General features: G+C 71.6%; 15 protein-coding genes. 9 read left to right on the top strand and 6 right to left on the bottom strand.

Annotated elements, in window-relative coordinates; genetic code table 11:
* Positions 1 to 40: 40 nt before the first annotated feature.
* Together G447_RS12805 and G447_RS12750 are read left to right on the top strand one after the other, a co-directional pair.
* Positions 41 to 541 (top strand): TadE/TadG family type IV pilus assembly protein, encoded by a 501-nt coding sequence (locus tag G447_RS12805; protein ID WP_341532727.1) that lies wholly within the window; start codon positions 41 to 43, stop codon positions 539 to 541.
* Entirely contained in the window at positions 538 to 1,023 is a 486-nt protein-coding gene (locus tag G447_RS12750) for an Rv3654c family TadE-like protein (RefSeq protein ID WP_081697825.1), read from the top strand. Before G447_RS12805 ends, G447_RS12750 begins: the two co-directional genes overlap by 4 nt.
* Positions 1,024 to 1,850: 827 nt before the next feature.
* Here the strand turns inward: G447_RS12750 and G447_RS0101625 are convergent.
* The 3 genes from G447_RS0101625 to G447_RS0101615 are packed head-to-tail and all read right to left on the bottom strand — an operon-like array spanning position 1,851 to position 5,477.
* Positions 1,851 to 4,547 (bottom strand): DEAD/DEAH box helicase, encoded by a 2,697-nt coding sequence (locus tag G447_RS0101625; protein WP_131295646.1) that lies wholly within the window; start codon positions 4,545 to 4,547, stop codon positions 1,851 to 1,853.
* Entirely contained in the window at positions 4,534 to 5,034 is a 501-nt protein-coding gene (locus tag G447_RS0101620) for a YbjN domain-containing protein (RefSeq protein ID WP_026429792.1), read from the bottom strand. The genes G447_RS0101625 and G447_RS0101620 overlap by 14 nt, the downstream gene beginning before the upstream one ends.
* A complete protein-coding gene (locus tag G447_RS0101615) occupies positions 5,031 to 5,477 on the bottom strand; it encodes a YbjN domain-containing protein (protein WP_005867952.1) in 447 nt (148 codons plus the stop codon). Before G447_RS0101615 ends, G447_RS0101620 begins: the two co-directional genes overlap by 4 nt.
* 121 nt (positions 5,478 to 5,598) lie before the next feature.
* On the opposite strand from G447_RS0101615, the gene G447_RS10835 reads away from it, so the two are divergent.
* The 6 genes from G447_RS10835 to G447_RS0101585 all read left to right on the top strand — a co-directional run bounded on the left by G447_RS10835 (position 5,599) and on the right by G447_RS0101585 (position 13,012).
* On the top strand, positions 5,599 to 6,843 hold the full coding sequence (locus tag G447_RS10835) for a phosphatase PAP2 family protein (protein ID WP_051226178.1): 1,245 nt from the start codon (positions 5,599 to 5,601) through the stop codon (positions 6,841 to 6,843).
* 78 nt (positions 6,844 to 6,921) lie between these two features.
* Complete coding sequence (locus G447_RS0101605) at positions 6,922 to 7,461, top strand: DoxX family membrane protein (protein WP_026429791.1); 540 nt, start codon at positions 6,922 to 6,924, stop codon at positions 7,459 to 7,461.
* A 285-nt stretch (positions 7,462 to 7,746) separates the two neighbouring features.
* Positions 7,747 to 9,606, top strand: coding sequence for a ribonucleoside triphosphate reductase (locus G447_RS0101600; RefSeq protein WP_026429790.1), 1,860 nt, complete (start codon positions 7,747 to 7,749; stop codon positions 9,604 to 9,606).
* A gap of 152 nt (positions 9,607 to 9,758) precedes the next feature.
* Entirely contained in the window at positions 9,759 to 10,454 is a 696-nt protein-coding gene (locus tag G447_RS0101595; protein ID WP_026429789.1) for an anaerobic ribonucleoside-triphosphate reductase activating protein, read from the top strand.
* Positions 10,455 to 10,574: 120 nt separating this feature from the next.
* Positions 10,575 to 12,233, top strand: coding sequence for a variant leucine-rich repeat-containing protein (locus tag G447_RS0101590; RefSeq protein WP_026429788.1), 1,659 nt, complete (start codon positions 10,575 to 10,577; stop codon positions 12,231 to 12,233).
* A gap of 245 nt (positions 12,234 to 12,478) precedes the next feature.
* Positions 12,479 to 13,012 carry an EXLDI protein gene (locus tag G447_RS0101585; RefSeq protein WP_026429787.1) on the top strand — a complete coding sequence of 178 codons (534 nt, stop codon included), beginning with the start codon at positions 12,479 to 12,481 and terminating at the stop codon, positions 13,010 to 13,012.
* 152 nt (positions 13,013 to 13,164) lie between these two features.
* Here the strand turns inward: G447_RS0101585 and G447_RS0101580 are convergent, their stop codons facing one another.
* Positions 13,165 to 14,307, bottom strand: coding sequence for an acyl-CoA dehydrogenase family protein (locus G447_RS0101580; protein WP_005867920.1), 1,143 nt, complete (start codon positions 14,305 to 14,307; stop codon positions 13,165 to 13,167).
* A gap of 150 nt (positions 14,308 to 14,457) precedes the next feature.
* Between G447_RS0101580 and G447_RS0101575 the strand changes: the two genes are divergently transcribed.
* The gene (locus tag G447_RS0101575) at positions 14,458 to 15,081 is read left to right on the top strand and encodes a LytR C-terminal domain-containing protein (RefSeq protein WP_026429786.1); all 624 of its coding nucleotides are present in this window, start codon (positions 14,458 to 14,460) and stop codon (positions 15,079 to 15,081) included.
* A gap of 54 nt (positions 15,082 to 15,135) precedes the next feature.
* Here G447_RS0101575 and G447_RS10830 read toward each other — a convergent pair whose 3' ends face one another.
* Positions 15,136 to 16,386 (bottom strand): App1 family protein, encoded by a 1,251-nt coding sequence (locus G447_RS10830; protein ID WP_005867910.1) that lies wholly within the window; start codon positions 16,384 to 16,386, stop codon positions 15,136 to 15,138.
* Positions 16,387 to 16,420: 34 nt separating this feature from the next.
* Entirely contained in the window at positions 16,421 to 17,617 is a 1,197-nt protein-coding gene (locus tag G447_RS0101565; protein WP_026429785.1) for an MFS transporter, read from the bottom strand.
* Between the last annotated feature and the right edge of the window lie 38 nt (positions 17,618 to 17,655).

Below are 17,655 nucleotides of genomic sequence, written 5' to 3'. Positions count from 1 at the left end.
GGGGCCGCGTGCCAGAACCGGGACCGGGAGAGGAAACACCATGGACGGACCGGAGAAACGCGGCAGCCGGACCAGTGGGAGGAACAGCCGCCGTTCCAGGCGGTGGGCGGACCGGCCCCGCGACTCCCCTCTGCGCAGCGCTGAGCGCCACGCCCCTGCCCCCCGCGGACGAGTGCGCACCCTCCCCCTGCGCCGCACGGAACGCGGGAGCGTCACAGTGGAGCACGCGATCGGCCTTATCGCGGTCGTGGGGATGATCGGATTGGTCGTCTGCGCCGCCCAGGCCAGCATCACATCCACGGCCCTGTGCCAGGCGGTCCGAGACGGCGCCCGCGCCGCCTCCATCGGGGGGAAGGACCCGCGGGCCGTCGCGGCCACGAGCTTCTCCGCGACCTCGTCCGCACCAGCCTCCTTCGCCGTCGCCTACGACGAGGAGTGGGTGGAGGTGTCGGGGAGCGCGGCCTACCGCGGTCCGATCGGCTGGGCGGGCGGAACGGCCACGTGCGCGGCGCGCACCCTCGTCGAGGGGACGGCCCCATGAGGCCGCCCGTGACAGGGGATGCGCTGACAGGTCCGCGGCCCCCGCGCGCCGGTGCCGCACGGGTTGGTCCGGGCGGGGCGCTTCCGAGTGCGGCGCCGGACCGCCCGGCCCCCGAGGCGGGGGGCGGCGCGGGCGAGTGCGGTTCGGGGAGCCTGTACGCGGTCGGAGTGCTCGCTCTCGTCGTCGCGGTGATCGTGGTCGTCGTGGGAGTGGGCCAGGCCTTCGCGGCCCGCACCCGCCTGCAGGCGGTGGCGGACCTGTCGGCGCTCGCGGGCGCGGAGGCCGCGGCCGTGGCCGCGTGGGAGGACGTGGGGGACGGGCCGTGCTCGGCGGCGGCCCGTGTCGCCTCGGCCAACGGCGCTTCCACTGAAAAGTGCGATCTGCAGGGGAGCGACTGCCGCGTCGAGCTGGTCAGGCGCGTTGCGATCGTTGGAATAACGGTCCACGTGCGGGCCCGTGCGCGCGCCGGGATCGAGCCGTGAAAAATTCCCAGGGAACTCGCAGGTTCGTTCAATGGTTCCACAAGGTAGGGCCCGTAAGTTGTATACCAACAAGGACACGAAACCACAGGGGTTTCGGGGGAAAGGGAGTTCATCGGAAGACTTGCACTGTGTTGATGGGATGCTTGAAGGGCTCGGCCGCAAGGCCGGGCCCTTCAAGTTTCTCCCGCGGCCAGCCCCCTGCGGCCCGACAAAGCCCATGCCCCTCATGCGCAACCTTCCCGCCCCCCTGCGGCCAGCCCCCTGCGGTGCTCCCGGGGCGCTGGCTCGTGCAGAAGGTGCACGCGCCGCAGGGCCGCACTCCGCCTGCGGGCCTGATTGCGCTCCCCATCGCGCCTAGTGGTCCAAAATGCGTCTGGGTTTCGCAGTTCTAGGACGGCTCTGCGGTGGTCTGGTCCAAAAAGCGTCTGAGTTCAACCGTTTCGGCGCGATCCGGGTGAAATCGGGCAGACTCAGACGCATTTTGGAACAAGCGCCTGTCACGCCACCATTTCCGCCCGAAACTCAGACGCATTTTGGAACATCCGACGGGACTCGCCCGCCAAGCCGCGGACAGCATGCGCCATCGGCTCAGTAGCCGGTGTGCTACGGGACACCCACATCCGGAACTGTGGAAGGCCTGTCCCTCCCGCGTAGCGCCCGCCGCGCGGGTAGCGCGGAGAGCATGGCGGACTACCGCTGCTTGTGGGGTACAGGGGGTCGCGGCCCGGTGCGGACACTGCTGAAGGCGCAGCGCCGCTTCGCCGAGTGGGTCGGTTCCTCCAGGGGTGCCGTCCGCGGGCGCGGCCCGGTGCCCGCCCGCCCCGCCCTCACGGGCAGCGCTCGAGGACGAACCCGAGCAGGGCGACCGCCCCCGCCTTGGAGAGGGGCTCATTCCCGTTGCCGCACTTGGGCGATTGGACGCAGCGGGGGCATCCGTCGTCGCACGGGCACTCCCGCACCGCCTCCAGGGCAGTCCCGATCCACTGCGCGGCCCGGGCGTACCCGCTGCGGGTGTGCCCGGCGCCCCCGCGGAAGGCGTCGTGGACGAACACGGTGGGGCGGCCGGTGTCGTCGTGCGACTGGGTGGACAGTCCCCCCAGGTCCCACCGGTCGCAGGTCGCGATGAGGGGCAGGATGGCGATCATCGCGTGCTCGGCGGCGTGCAGGGCTCCGGGCAGGTCGGCAGCGCTGATGCCGAGCACCGCCTCGGCTCCGCGCTCGAGCTGGAACCAGGCGGAACGGGTGGGCAGGGTGCGCGTGGGCATGGCGAGCTCGTTGTTGCGGATGAACTCCAGGCCCGGCAGGCGCAGGAGGTCGTAGTCCGTGACCCGCGTCGACACGTCGGTGGGGCCGAAGCACCAGGTGAGCAGCCCGTCGGGACTGGTCCAACTCGCCTCCACGCCTCGGATCGCGACGCTGGTGTGGGTGGAGGCGCGCGTGCGCAGCGGGGTGCGCACCTCCTCGACGACGGCGACCCGCTGGTCTCCGGGGCGGACGGGGGCGACCAGGGACGGAGTACCCGCCGCGCCCGGCAGGCCCGGGCTTCTCACTCCGCTTCCGCTTCCCGCAACGTCCGTGCCTTCTGCTTTGCTTCCGCTTCCCGCAACGCCCGTGCCGCCGGCGGGGCCCTCCGCCGGGATGCTCCGGATGCCCGCGCTCCACTTGTCGGCGCTTCCGGGCAGCGCTCCTGCTGGCGCTTGCCCCCAGTCCACTGGCAGCGCCCCGAAAGGCGCCCGCCCCCAGCCGCCCGGACCCGCGGGCCCGGTCACGGAGGACAACGACAGCACGCGGTAGGTGCGCCCCTGGTGGACGTAGATGGCGTCGGGGAAGACGTGCGCGTCCGCCGATGCCTCGTCGATCGTGCCGATGACCACGCCCGCTGGGTCGACGATCTGAACGTCGCCCCCTCCTCCGCGCAGGTCGGTGAGGTCGCCGGGCCGCTCGGGGCGCGTGGCGTCCCAGAACCACCCGGCCGGCCTGCGCCGCAGGAGCCCGTCGCGCTCCAGGGCACCGGCGATGTCGGCCAGGCCGGGGCCGAAGTACGTGGAATCGGCCTCGGTCAGGGGCGCCTCGGCGGCAGCTGCGCACAGGTGCGGGGCCAGCACCCACGGGTTCGAGGGGTCGATGACTGCGGCCTCGACCTCGGCGAGGATGTCCTCGGGGTGGCGCACCAGGTAGGCGTCGAGCGGGTTCTCCGAGGCGATGAGCACCGACACGCCCGCCCGACCGGCCCTCCCCGCGCGGCCGATCTGCTGCCACAGGGAGGCGCGCGTGCCGGGCCACCCGGCGGTGACTGTGGCGTCGAGGCCGGAGATGTCGAGCCCGAGCTCCAAGGCGGATGTGGTGGCCAGCGCGCACACCCGCCCGCTGCGGATGGCGGCCTCCAGGGCGCGGCGCTCCTCGGGCAGGTACCCGCCCCTGTATGCGCCGACCCGCCCGGCCAGGGGGGAGCCCCGCGAGGAGAGCCGGTCGCGGACCTGCGCTGCCACGGCCTCGGCGCCGGCCCGGGAGCGGACGAAGGCGAGAAGCCTAGCGCCCTCTTCGATGAGGCGCGCAGTGAGCCCGGCGGCCTCCGCGCCCGCCGAGCGCCGGATCACAGGGGCCCCGAGGACGCGGTCGCCGTCGGCGAGGGCCCCCGGGGAGGGGGGACCCGCATCAGGCCCGTCGTCGACGAGGCGGCCCTGCCACAGGGCCAGGTGGTGCGGCCCGGCGGGGGAGCCGTCGCGCGTGACGGCGGCGGCGGGGCGCCCCGTCATGGCCGCGCCCACCAGGGCGGGGTCGCGCACCGTCGCGGAGAGCATGATGACGCGCGGGTCCGCGCCCAGACGGTGGCAGGCGCGCAGCAGGCGCCGGACCACCAGGGCGATGTGGGAGCCGGTGACGCCCCGCCAGTGGTGGAGCTCGTCGATGATGATGTAGCGCAGGCTGGCCAGCACCCGCGTCCACCGGCCGTGCGTGGGCAGTATCACGTGGTGCAGGTAGTCGGGGTTGGTGAGCAGCGCGTCGGCGTTGGCGCGCGCCCACTCCTTCGCCTCGCGGGGGGTGTCGCCGTCGCATGTGGAGGCGTTGGCCAGGCGCGGACCGCCCTCCATGAGGGCCTCCAGCGAGGCGGACTGGTCCGCGGCCAGGGCCTTGGTGGGGGACAGGTAGATGGCGGTGGGGCGCCTGTGGACGGCGGAGATCCGGGTCGTGGATCCCACGCCCGCCAAGTCGGACAGGAGGGGGGTCCACGCGGCCAGGGATTTGCCCGAGCCCGTTCCCGTCGCCACGACCACGTCGGCGCCCGAGGCCGTGGCGTCCATGGCCTCGCGCTGGTGCGACCAGGGGCGCTCGACGCCCCGGCGCGCCCATGCCCTGCGGACCAGGGGGTGGACCCATTCGGGCCAGTCGGAGGCGCGCTCGGGGCGCCCGGGCAGTTCCACCAGGCCGACGAGGCGGTCGTCACCGGCGCTCAGGGCGCGCAGCAGCCGGACCAGCGCCTCCGGGTTGGGGCGGTCGGCTGGGGCCCCGTCAGCCGTCGGCATTGGAGCCGGAGGGGCCGGACCAGCCCAGGGTCTTCGCCGCCGCCTCCTTCATGTACTGGATCGCTGAGACGCCGGTGGAGATCCCCGAGCCGACGGTGTCGCGCAGCTGCGCCTCGGTCAGCCCGGCCTTCGTGTCGACTGTGAGGTCCGCGAAGACCCCCAGGGAGCCGTCCTCGGAGATGAGCGTGTAGACGGTGGGGAAGTACTTCTCCCGGTTCCAGTTGTCGGCGGCGGCGAACATGGGGTGCTGGGCCTCGGCGCCGTCCAACCCGGTTATCCACGCGCCGCGCACCGACATGAAGCGCCCGTCGGAGTCGAAGGAGATGAGGAAGGGGATGGAGTCGAATATCGCGCCGACGGAGCGCCCCTCCTCCACGACGTCGAGCTGGTAGCCCATGGCGCGCACGCTCGCGAGGACCCGGTCGAGGGTGACGGGGTAGGGGGTGGCGTCGTCCTCGGGATCGGGAACGGCGAAGGGCGTGTTCATCGTATCTCCTCGTTCCAATCGACGAAGTCGGGCAGGGCCGCTTCGATGTCGGCGAAGAAGCTCATGATCATCGACATCGCCGTCTCGAAGAATGTGTCCAACTGGGCGGGGGTGAGACCCGACATGACGACGATGTTGCACTCGGCGCCGAGCCCGTAGCGGATCCCGTCCTCCAGGGGGGCCAGGTACGCCTTGGGGCCCGAGCGCGTGGCGTTGCACCTCTCGACCTCTTCGACGAGGGCGGTGAACTGGGCCTTCGTCGAGGCGATCCCCCTCCACTGGGCCCGCAGCTGCAGGATCTGCGGGTTGGTGGCGTTCCAGAAGAATGCTGCGTTGGGCGCCAGGTAGACCAGCTCGGAATCGTTGTAGTCGCCGAACTTCACGTTGCGGCTGGTGAGGAGTTCGCGGATGCGATCCGTGCTGACCGGGGTTGACGTTGCCACTTCGTCTCCTGCCGGGTGGGCCGTTGGAAAGGACACGTCCACTCTATCGGAGGGCTTGGCGGCGCGCGCGCCCGTGCGCCGCCCGTATAGAGTGGGAGGCGCGAGCGTGAAGGAGGAGATTATGGGTGACCCGCTTCCCGTGCCCGACCCTTCCCTCGACGACGCGTACGGCAGCGCGCCGCTCGACGACGGGTACGGAAGCGCGTCGCGCCCGCCCCGTCCGGCGAGGCGCGCCCAGCCCGCCCAGCCGGGGCGGGAAGGCGGCACTCCCCCCGCCCGCCCACGGGCGCCGGCGCAGAACGAGTGGGCGCCCCCGGGTGCGCGGGAGAGCGCGGCCGGGCGCCCGGCCCGCCGCCCGCGGACGGTGGAAGGGCCGGCTCCCCGCAGGGCGCGGAAGGGCGCCAGTGGGAGCGGCGGGCCCCACGACCGAGCGGAGCGCGCGGCCGGGGACGGGCGCGCCCCCGGCGCTCCGAGTGGCGAACGGGCCCCCCAGGCCGGGGCCGACGCGTGGTACCGGCGCAAACTCACCCGCCGCATCGTCGCTCTGCTCGCGTGCGTCGCCCTGTGGCTGCTGGTGTCCTACACGGCGATATCGACGGCCGCCGGGCAGGTGCTGGACACCCTGCTCATGGAGGCCACGATGCGCGCCACCGGGCGTTTGGCTTCCTTCACCTCGATCGTGACGGGGGTCGTGTCCGTTCCCGTCATGGTCGCCGCAGGCGTCGTCGTGGCGCTGGTGGCGGTGGCGCGCAAGCGCCCCACCCTGGCTGGCCGCGCCCTGGGCATGGTGATCGGCGCGAACGTGACCACCCAGCTGCTCAAGGACATGATCTCGCGCCCGGATCTTGGGGTGACGACGGGGATCTCCAACTCACTGCCCTCGGGGCACACGACCGTCGCGGTGACGCTGTCGCTGGCCCTGGTCGCGATCGCTCCGCAGTGGCTGCGCGCACCCTCCGCGTGGATCGGGTGGGCGTGGACCTCCCTGATGGGGGTGTCCGTCATGATGGCGGGTTGGCACCGTCCTGCGGACGTGGTCGTCGCGGTGCTGATCGCGGGCGCGTGGGCCCTGGCGCTCACCCCCATCGAGAGCCGCGCCCGGCACGGCAGGAAGGTGTCGAAGGTGATGCTGTGGGCGGTGCTGGCCGCGGGGGCGCTGGCCCTCGTGCTGACGCTGGTCGGCCTGCGGGGCTTCTCCATGTCGGCGGGGGCACCGGGCTCGGGCTACGGCTTCAACGACTTCCTCTCCGTCCGCCCGTGGCGGTCCCTCGTACTGGGGATGGGGGCGTGCGCGTGGATCGTGGCGGTCGTGGGCGCCGTGGTGCGCGAGGTCGATCTGCTCGCCGACGACTCGCGCAGCGCGTGAGGAACGCCCGGGCGCCCGGTGCGCATATAGTCGTCCGTGGGACGTTCGAGGGGCCCCGCGCCCCGTGGAAGGAGTGCCATGAGCGATAAGACCCCCCGCGCGGCGGGCCAGACGGTCGCTTCGGCCCCGGGGCGGTTCGTGCTCGCCCTGCTGAGGATCTCCGTGGGCTTCGTCTTCCTTTGGGCGTTCCTCGACAAGACCTTCGGCCTGGGGTTCCCCACCTCCTCCCAGTGCGCCTGGATCCACGGGGGCGGGCCCGCCCGGGGGTACCTGCTGGGCGCCCTCGATGTGACCAAGCCGTTCACTCCCTTCTTCCAGTCCTTGGCCACGCCCCTGGCCGACTGGCTCTTCATGTCGGGACTGCTCTTCGTCGGGGCGGCCACTGTGCTCGGCGTCGCCTCCCGCCTGGCGGCACTGGCCGGAGTGGTGATGATGGTCATGATGTACCTGGCGGAGGGGACTTTCGTCGTGGGGTCCGCGAACCCCGTCGTCGACTCGCACCTGGTCCACGCCCTGGTCCTCGTCCTCGTCGCCCTGCTCGGCGCCGGCGACACGCTGGGACTGGGGAAGTGGTGGAAGCGCCTCGGCCCCGTCAAGAGGGTTCCACTGCTGGTGTGAGCGGGTTCATGGCTCCTGCGCGCGATCCCGCGCGGGGCGGGGGCCTTGGAATGACGCGGTTCTTCCACCGTCCTGCAAGGACCATGGTCCCAGATCTGATTATCCCGGGCAGGTTCCTCCGAGGTGGTGCGGCGCGTCGGCCGTTTCGGTCGTGATTCCCCATCGGGCACTAGATATAGTGTTCTTCGTTGGTTCGAGCCACTAGATTTAGTGACTCTTGGAACCAGGGCGAGGTGGCCCCAGCCGCCCGCAAGTATTTGGAACACGCAGAGAACCAGGTGAAACATGACCGCCAGCGCCGCCTTGACCATCGATCCCGTCGCCACAGTCGACGAGTACCTGGACCGCTCCGACTGGCGGGTCAACGCCAACGCCAACCAGGGGTACTCCCTCGGCGGGCTCATCCTCAACTCCGCCGGCAAGATCATCGCCAACTACTGGCTCGAGAAGGTCTACGCCCCGCAGATCTCGGCCCCCCACCGCGAGGGCGACTACCACATCCACGACCTCGACATGTTCGCCGGGTACTGCGCGGGCTGGTCCCTCAAGCGCCTCATCCAGGAGGGGTTCAACGGCGTCACGGGCGCGATCGCCTCGGCTCCGCCGCGCCACTTCTCCTCCGCCTGCGGCCAGATCGTCAACTTCCTCGGGACCCTGCAGAACGAGTGGGCGGGGGCGCAGGCGTTCTCCTCCTTCGACACGTACATGGCGCCCTTCGTGCGCCTGGACGGCATGGACTACGACGAGGTGCGCCAGTGCATGCAGGAGCTCATCTACAACCTCAACGTCCCCAGCCGCTGGGGCAGCCAGTGCCCCTTCACCAACCTCACCTTCGACTGGACGTGCCCCGACGACCTGGCCGACGAGCACCCCATGATCGGCGAGGAGGTCGTGGACTTCACCTACGGGGACCTGCAGCCCGAGATGGACATCATCAACCGCGCCTTCATCGACGTCATGAGCCAGGGCGACGCCGACGGGCGCGTCTTCACCTTCCCCATCCCCACCTACAACATCACTCCCGACTTCGACTGGGAGGGCGCGAACGTCGACGCCCTCTTCGACATGACCGCCAAGTACGGCCTGCCCTACTTCCAGAACTTCATCAACTCCGACCTGGACCCCCACATGATCCGCTCCATGTGCTGCCGCCTCCAGCTCGACCTGCGCGAGCTGCTCAAGCGCGGCAACGGGCTCTTCGGTTCCGCCGAGCTCACCGGCTCGGTCGGCGTCGTCACCCTCAACATGGCCCGCCTCGGCTATGTCCACAAGGGCGACGAGGCGGCACTGGTCGCGCGCATGGATGAGCTCATCGACCTGGCGTCCGCCTCGTTGGAGATCAAGCGCGCCACCATCCAGGAGCAGATGGACAGGGGGCTGTTCCCCTACTCCAGGCGCTACCTGGGCACCCTGGACAACCACTTCTCCACCATCGGCGTCAACGGCATGAACGAGATGGTGCGGAACTTCAGCGATGACGCCTACGACCTCACCGACCCGCGCGGCTTCGATATGTGCGTGCGCCTGCTCGACCACGTGCGCGAGCGCATGGTCCAGCTGCAGGAGAGCACCGGGCACCTGTACAACCTCGAGGCCACGCCCGCGGAGGGCACCACCTACCGCTTCGCCAAGGAGGACCGCAAGCGCTACCCGGGCATCATCCAGGCAGGCACTGACGAGCAGCCCTACTACACGAACTCCTCGCAGCTTCCTGTCGCTTACACGGACGACCCCTTCCAGGCGCTCGAGGACCAGGAGGTCCTGCAGGGCAAGTACACGGGCGGCACCGTGCTGCACCTGTACATGGGCGAGCGCATCAGCTCGGGCGCCGCGTGCCGGGAGATGGTCCGCCGCTCCCTCATGGCCTTCAAGGTCCCCTACATCACGATCACGCCGACCTTCTCCATCTGCCCCGTCCACGGGTACCTGGCCGGCGAGCACTTCACCTGCGACAAGTGCGCGGCCGCACGCCCCGGCCGTGAGCCCCAGGCGTGCGAGGTGTGGACCCGTGTCATGGGGTACTTCCGCCCCGTCCAGTCCTTCAACATCGGCAAGAAGGGCGAGTACAACGAGCGCCAGATGTTCTCGGAGGGCGCGGCCGACGCCCACGGCGAGCTCGTCGGCGCCTACGGGGCCAGGGCGTGACCACCCGCCCACCGAACGGGGCCGGGGCGGGAGCGGGCGCAGCGCACGGCGCTGGGGCACCGCCCCCGCCCGCCCCGGGCCCTCCCGCCCCCGTACTCGCGCCGCGCCTCCCCGGCGCTGCCGGGCGGGGGCGGGCCCCTGTTCCCGACGATCTGCAGATCGCGGGCCTGGTCCCCATGTCCACCGTCGACTGGCCGGGCGAACTCGTCGCCTCCCTGTTCCTGCAGGGCTGTCCGTGGGTGTGCCCCTACTGCCAGAACTCAGCGATCATCGACCCGCGCGTGCCGGGCGTCGTCGCCTGGGAGGCCGTTGAGCGGCTGCTCGCCAGGCGCCGGGGCCTGCTCGACGGGGTCGTCTTCTCCGGGGGCGAGGCGACCCGGCAGATCGCCCTCGCCCCCGCCATGCGGCGCGTGCGCGAACTCGGATTCGCCGTCGGCCTGCACACCGCCGGCCCCTACCCCGCGCGCCTCGGAGCGCTGCTGGACGAGGGACTCGTCGACTGGGTGGGCCTCGATATCAAAGCGGCCCCCGCGAACTACCCGGCCGTGGCGGGCCGCCCGGGATCGGGCGAGCGCGCGTGGGAGGCGCTGCGGGTGCTCATGGACCACCCCGAGGTGGATCATGAGGTGCGCCTCACCGTCTTCCCCGGGGGGCCGGATGACGGCCTCGAAGTGGCGCGCGCGGTGCGGCAGGCGGGCGCACGGTCCTTCGCGCTCCAGCAGGCGAGGCAGACCGGGGCCCCCGACGGGTTCGCCGCGCGGGCCCCGGGGTGGGACGACCAAGTGCGGGCGTTGGACCGGGACATAGGGGCACTGGGCTTCGACGCCTACGAGTTCAGGAGCGCCTAGAACCCGATGTCAAGGGACAACGCCGTAGGGGGCGTGGAAGCTGTCCGTAAATTGGGCCGCGCCCTCGGTTAGGGGATAAAGTGGGACGGCATCTGTCCCGCACGACTTCTGGAGCACAGCATGGCTGACGAGTTGCATTTCGATGACCCGCTCAGGGCCGCCTCCGACCCTGCCACGGATGCCGAAGCCCTCCGACAGCTGGCGTACCGCTACCCGGAGACCCGCGCGGCCGTCGCGGCCCACCCCCACGCGTACAGGGGGCTGCTCGACTGGCTGCACCAGTTCGGCGACCCCGCTGTCAACGCGGCGCTCGAGGCGCGCGACGACTACGACGGGTACATCGACTCCAACGGGTTCCTCGTCATGAACGGGGACGTGTCGGGCGCTGTCGCCGGATCCCAGATCCGCACGGCCGAGCACGGGATGTACGTGCTCGGGCAGGGGGGCGTCAACAGCTACTCCCAGATCGAGCGCACCACCCCCTACTCCGCGGTCGCGGGCGGCGCCTCGCCCAAGCCCGAGGTGCAGAGCCGCGAGCAGGTCGTCGCGCAGGTGCGGCGCACCTCGATCTTCGCGAACCGCACGGCGGGCCCCGGTGAGCAGGAGGCGCGGGCCGCTTCCGCCGTGGACGCACCTGCGGCGCGGACCTCTGCGGTTGATACTGCGGTGTCGGGCACCTCTGCGGCGGGCGCCCCCACGGCGCGGACCTCTGCGGTTGATACTGCGGTGTCGCGCGTCCCCGCAGCGGGCACCCCCGCGGCGGACGCCCCCACGGCGCGGATGCCCGCAGCCGATGCCGGGGCCACCCACGTCATGGGCGCTACGGCGGGCGCCACAGAGGTCTTCCCCAAGTCCGCCTCGCCGGCGGGCGCCGCCGCCACCACACCGCTGCCCACGGCCGACCCGCGCCAGCAGGCCACGCGGACCATGTCCGGTGCGGTCGGCCGAGACTCCGGCAGCCCCTACGCGCCCTCCGGCGCCTCCCCTTACAGCGCGTCCTCCGCCACCAGCCAGTACGCGCCCTCAGGGAGCGCCTCCGCCTCGGGCTACCCCACTGCGGGCGGGCCCTCCTCCTTCCCCGCCCAGTCCGCCGCAATGGATGCCCCGTCCACCTCGAAGCCCGCCACCGCCGCCGGGTATGACGGCAGTGACGACGAGGCCGCCCCGAAGAAGCGCACGGGCGGTCCGAGCGCGCTGGGCATCATCTTCAGCATCCTCGTCGTCGTTGCGATCGCGCTGCTCGCAGTCGTGATCTACGTGTTCACGCGGGGGTTCGAGTCCCCCAACCCCTCGCCGACGACACCCCCCGCCGCGCAGGCCGCGCCCACGACCGCGTCCCCCACCACGCCCAGCCCCAGCCCGTCGACCACCGAAGCGGTCCGCTACCCGGCCCCCGTGAACGCCCAGCAGCTCACGGCGTTCGCCACTCCCTCGGGGAATATCTCGTGCTCTTTCAGCTCCACGGGCGTGAGTTGTGTCATTAACTCGAACGACTGGGCGGCGGGGAATTACGCGTCCTGCTCGGGCAGCTCGCACGGCACCCTTTCAATCAGCGGTGACTCCGCGGTCCAGTCCTGCGATACGGCCGGCCCCACGGGCGCGACCAGCCTCACCTATGGCCAGTACGCCGTCAACGGCGACTACGCCTGTTCGTCGACGGCGGATGGCGTGAGTTGCTGGAACACGAAGACAGGCGCTTCCTTCGCCCTCGCCCGCGGCGGGTGGATGACGGGAAGCGGCGGGGAGATCGCCCCGGCCCAGTACTCCTGGAACCAGTAGGGCGGGCCGGGGGCCACGGCGCCCCCGCGCTCGGACGGCCCAACAAGCCGCCGTGCCCACTCGGACCATCCGCAGGCCCCCGCGCCCGCCCGGCCTGGGAGCGGGGCGCCCGGGATCCATGCGGGCCCGGCCCGCCTCGTCAAGTCCTGGCACGCGCCCTCCCCGGTCGTGCTGGCCCGCCGTGCGCGCAGAAGCACGGCGGGTTTTCTTGCGGGCAGTATATGCGCATGTCTATAGTCATAAACATGCCGACGAAGAACGTGTACATCGCGGAGGCCGACCTTCCGTTGTTCGAACGGGCAGCGCGCCTCGCGGGAGGGAACTCCGCGGCGGTCATCGCGGGCATCAGGCTCTACCTGGACCACCACGGGAAGAAAGGGCGGCGCGAGATGATGGGGACAGTGGAACTCGAGGTCGATGACGGCCCGGTTGTGAGGGCCAAGCGCTTCACAGGGCGCCTGTGCCTGAAGTGGAGGAGGCGGGCGGAAGGCCTGCGGGTCCAGACCTTCCGGGTCTACGCGACCGCGAAGGGCCAGTACGCCGTCCACACGCGCGACGACCCCGACTGGAACGGGATGGGCTCCAAGGACTGGGACTCGCCCGAGGAAGACGGGGCCGACGGCGCGCGGACGTGGGAGGGGGAGTGGTGGCGGCCCCGGGAGCGCAGCCTCCTCGTCTTCCCCGATACGGCCAGCATGCGGGGACGGCTCCCGGACGGGCTCGTCGACGAGGTCGAGCGGATGGATGCCGCCCCCCTGGTCGAGGACCTCGATATCTGAAAGGCGGGGCGCGGCCGCCGCGACCCCCGCGCGCTCGGACGGTTCGCCAGTCCCCGGCGCCTGCCCGGCCCGGGAGCGGGGCGCCCGGGGTCTGTGCCAGCCCGGATGGCCCGCCGGCCCCCGCCCCCGCCGGGACCTCCCCGGGAGCTCCCTCAGCTCCCGACGGGCCCCAGCACCAGGTTCGCCCAGGCTCCGTGCAGGGACTCCTGGTCGGAGGGCTGGAAGATCCCGGCCAGCGCGTCGCGGTACAGGCGCGAGAGCTCATGGGAGTTGTAGTACGCCGAGCCCCCGCACGCGCGCATCGCCTGCTCGACGGCGCGCAGGGTCGCCTCGGCGGCCGCGTTCTTCACGGCGGAGAGCTGCGGCATCCACGCTGCGCCCCGGTCCGCCCCCGCCTCCACGTCGCGGGCGAGCTCGCGGATCTGCGGCCCGACGGCGTTCATCGCCAGCGCCGCCTCGGCGATCCGCCACCGGATGTCGGGATCGTTGGAGTAGGTGGTCTGGTTCTTCACGGAGCGCCGGACCTTGACGTGCTCGGCGGCCACTTGGACCGCGCGCTCGCCGACTCCCTGGTAGGTGGCGGCCAGCAGGATCTCGAAGTGCGCGAATATGCCGAAGACCACGGGATCCTTGGAGGGGCCCGGATCAGTGACCGTGAGGATCCGGTCGTCGGGGACCACGACCCCTTCGAGGCGCGTCGTCATCGACTGGGTGGCGCGCATCCCCAGGGGGTCCCAGTCGTCGATGATGGAGTACCCGGGGTCGCCTCGGTGGACCAGGCCGAACACTGATTTGGGCCCCTCGTCCAGGTCAGCGCGCCCGAAGACCAGCAGGCGCGTCCACACGGGAGACAGCGAGGTGAAGATCTTGGTGCCCTCGAACGAGTACCCGCCGCCGGGCGCGGGCGACGCCTTCGTGGTGGAACCGAAGAGCACGAGGTCGTTGCCCGGTTCGGAGATGCCGAAACCGAAGACCTCCCCCGCGGCGGCGTCGCGGAGGATCTGCTCGCCGCGCGGGTTCCCGTGCGCGACCAGGAAACGCCCCAGCCCCACGATGATCTGGTGCATATTGATCCCCAGGGCCGTGCCAGGAGCAGCTGCGGCCAGGCGCGTCTGCTCGGCGGCGATCGCCGTGAGGCCCAGGCCGGATCCGCCGAACTCGGTGGGGACGAACGCGCCCAGGTACCCGGCGTCGCGCAGGTCGGCGAGGTCGTCGGCGGGGAAGGAATTGGTGGCGTCCGCTTCGCCCGCGCGGGAGCGGATGCGGGCCAGGGCATCGTCGGAGAGGAAATGCATCGGTGGTCCCTTCGGTGGGTGGTGCGGCGCGCCCGGGGCGCCCCGGGCAGCCCCCACTCTATCCCGCCGGTCCGCGGGTGCCCGATGCAACGCCCCACAAGGGTGCCGATGGAGTGCGCGCCCGGCCTGTGATCGGCTACGTTAAGGACTGTGAGTAACCCAGAGGCACCCTTGACCCCGCGCCAGCGCTACTTGATGAGGAGGCAGCGGCGCCAGACGGCCGTTTTCTCGATCACGGGCCTGAGCCTGGCCGTCGTCGCCCTGGTGGGGGTGCTGGTGCTCATCGGCGTCATCCCGATCCCCTTCGGCAATTCCTTCTCCGAGTCCGTGAAGTACGCGGAAAAAGGCGACCTGGTGTGCCCGAGCGTTGGCGCGTACCCGACACCGGTCGAGGACGTGAATGTGAAGGTCGTCAATACGACCGCCCACCAGGGGCTCGCCACGGACGCCACGGAAATGCTGATCAGCGCTGGTTTCACGCCGCAGGATCCGGACAACTCGACGACCGAGTACGGGGGGAAGGCCCGCATTTTCGCGGGCATCTCGGGCGTCGATGACGCTTACACGGTCGCCCGGTACTTCCCGGGGGCGAAGGTGGTCCTCACCGCTGCCACCGACAAGGCGGTGACGGTGGAGCTCGGGAACTTCTACGACAGTCCGATCGACGCCGAGGAGGTCGCGCACATATCGCGGTCGAAGGATCCGCTGGTGCGGCCCGAGGGGTGCTTGCCGGTTCCGCCCAATGGCCTGCAGTCGGGGGACGAGCCCTCCTGATCCGCCGCTCGCTGCCCCGGGCCGACGAGGTGGGGGCCGCACCCCGGGCGCGCCTCAGTCGGAGGGCCCCGCCCCGTCCGGGCCGGAGTCCTCGTCGGTGCCGATCAGGGAGGCGAGCCGCGGGAGCCCGCCCCTGCCCCTGACATTGGCCAGGAGCGCGTGGCCGTCCGAGCCGTACCACACGGGGATCTGCTCGGGCACGGTCCACAGGGCGTCGGGGACCATCGCGTCGAAGGAGCCGTGCGACATGAACTGCTCGATCTCGGACAGGGAACGGATCGCGATGCCCGCCACCTGGTGGGGGCACTCGCGCGCGAACTCAGCGTAGATCTCGGGGTCGTGCTGCCCGTCGTCTCCGACGAGCAGCCACCGCACGTGGGGGAGCATTCGTGATAGGCGGCGCAGTTCGCGGCGCTTGTGCTCGGGCCCGGAACGGAACCAGCCGGTGTTCGACGGGCCGAAGTCGGTCATGAGGAAGCACCCGGTCGGGAAGTGGGTGCGCTCCAAGAAGGAGCGGAGCGCGGGTACGACGTTCCACGCCCCCGTGGACAGGTACAGGACGGGCGCGTTGGAGGGGTCCGGGGCGGTGGTGTGGGACTGGGCCGCGTCGGTGAGGAACTCCGCCATGCCGTCCACCGCCTCGCGCGAGGAGACCCGGTCGACGAAGGCGTGCTTCGCCGCCGTCAGCAGGCGGGGCAGCATCGAGACGATCACAGTGTCATCGACATCGGAGACGATCCCGAAGTCCTCGGAGTCTCCGACGATCCGGATGGTGACGCGAACGGGTTTGCCCGCGCGCACGCGCCGGTGGACGTGCCCGCCCGGGCGGGCCGGTGCCCCCGGGGCCGGGGCCGCCAGGCGCAGCGCGTCGCCCTCGCGCAGACCGAGGGCGCGCACGTCCGCCTCGTGGAGCACCTGGATCGTGGCGTCGTGCCACCCGGGGGGCAGGCCGTGCCCGTTGACGACGAGATCGACGTAGCCCCCCCGATCCGCGAAGGTGAGCCGCCGGGAACGGCCGACCGTGACGAGGACCGGCTGTCGGGGGACCTGCGCGTTGAAGAACTGGCGCCAGCCCCGCCTGCCGGACAACCACGAGCGCTGCAACAGGTCGCGGTCCATGAGGACGCGGCCGAGCACCCGAGCACTGCGGAGGGAGCCGATGCCGCCGAAGCCGACGATGCTGGGGTGGAAGCCGCACCCGGCGAGCGCGTGCGCCAGCACTACCGAGGCGAGCTCGCCGGTGCCCGCCGCCAGGGACAGCAGCAGGGAGGGAGACTCGTCGTCGAACAATGGCGATGGAGGCATGGGAATCATCCTAGGCGAGGGCGGCGGTGCCGCGTTAGTCCTCTGTGATGGCTCTCCTCAGGGCGCCCACGCCCGCGGCCATCAGGAGCACCATGACCCACGCCGACCCCACCATCACCAAGTAGCCGCCGTGCGAGCCGCCGGCGTCCACTGCGGGGCCGGTCAGAGCCGAACCCAGTGACGCGCCCAAGTTGAGCGACGTCGACATCCACGTGAGCCCCTCGGTGAGCCGGTGCGGCGGCACGGTTTTCTGGATGATCATGTTGACGTTCGTCATGGTGGGCGCGTAGGCCATGCCCGTCACGGACATCACCAGGGCCATCGTCCACAGATCGGAGGCCGCCAGGTAGGCGGTGGCGCCCAGGGCGATGGCGACGACGCACACCGCGTAGAGCCGCCACATGGGCCAGCGCCACACGCGCACCCCGTAGGCGAGGCCGGCCAGCAACGAGGCGGCTGAGGACAGCGCCAGGAGCACCCCGGACATGGCGGGCGCCCCCCTCTCCGTCGCGAAGGCGACCACGGCGACGTCGTTCGCGCCGAACATGGTGCCCATGCCGATGTAGGTGAGGGCCATGACGGCGACTGCCGGCCTGCGGATGACGGAGCCGCGCGCGCCGTGCCCCCCGCCCCTGGTGGGCTCGGGCTCGGAGTCCCGCCCCGACAGGAAGAGCACGCCGCCGACGGCCAGGAAGACTACGGACAGGAGGACTCCAGCGCCCGGGTGCGCGAGCGTGCCCAGCACCGTGGACAGGACCGGGCCCAGGATGAACACGAGCTCGTCCATCGCGGACTCGTAGGCGTAGGCCGTCGTGAGCTGGTCGGCCTTGTCCAGGACCGCCGCCCACCGGGAGCGCACGAGGGCGCCGGGAGCCCCCCACGTGGCCCCCGCGACCGCCGCGGACACGAAGAGCAGCCACTCGGGCGCGCGAAGCACCGCGCAGGCGAGCAGGGCGGCCATGGCCGACGACGACACCGCCCAGGACGGCCCCATGACGCGCAACTGCCCGCGGCGGTCGACGAGGCGCGCCAGGGCGGGCGCGCAGCACGCCGTCGCGATGATGTTGACCGCGGACACCGCTCCGGCCAGGGCGTAGTTGCCGTACTGGGCGCGCACGAGCAGGATGATGGAGATGCCCACCATCGACATGGGCAGGCGCAGGACGAGCCCGGCGGCTGAGAACCGCCAGGCCCTTTCAAAACGCAGGACGCCGAGGTACGCGGAGAGCACCAGGCGATTCTACCCGCGGCGCGCGGGCGCGTCGGCGC

It is taken from the genome of Schaalia georgiae DSM 6843 (genome assembly GCF_000429245.1).
Lineage (GTDB): Bacteria > Actinomycetota > Actinomycetes > Actinomycetales > Actinomycetaceae > Pauljensenia > Pauljensenia georgiae.
Note: the sequence above shows the minus strand (reverse complement) of the source record. Positions and strands in the feature narration are given on the sequence as shown.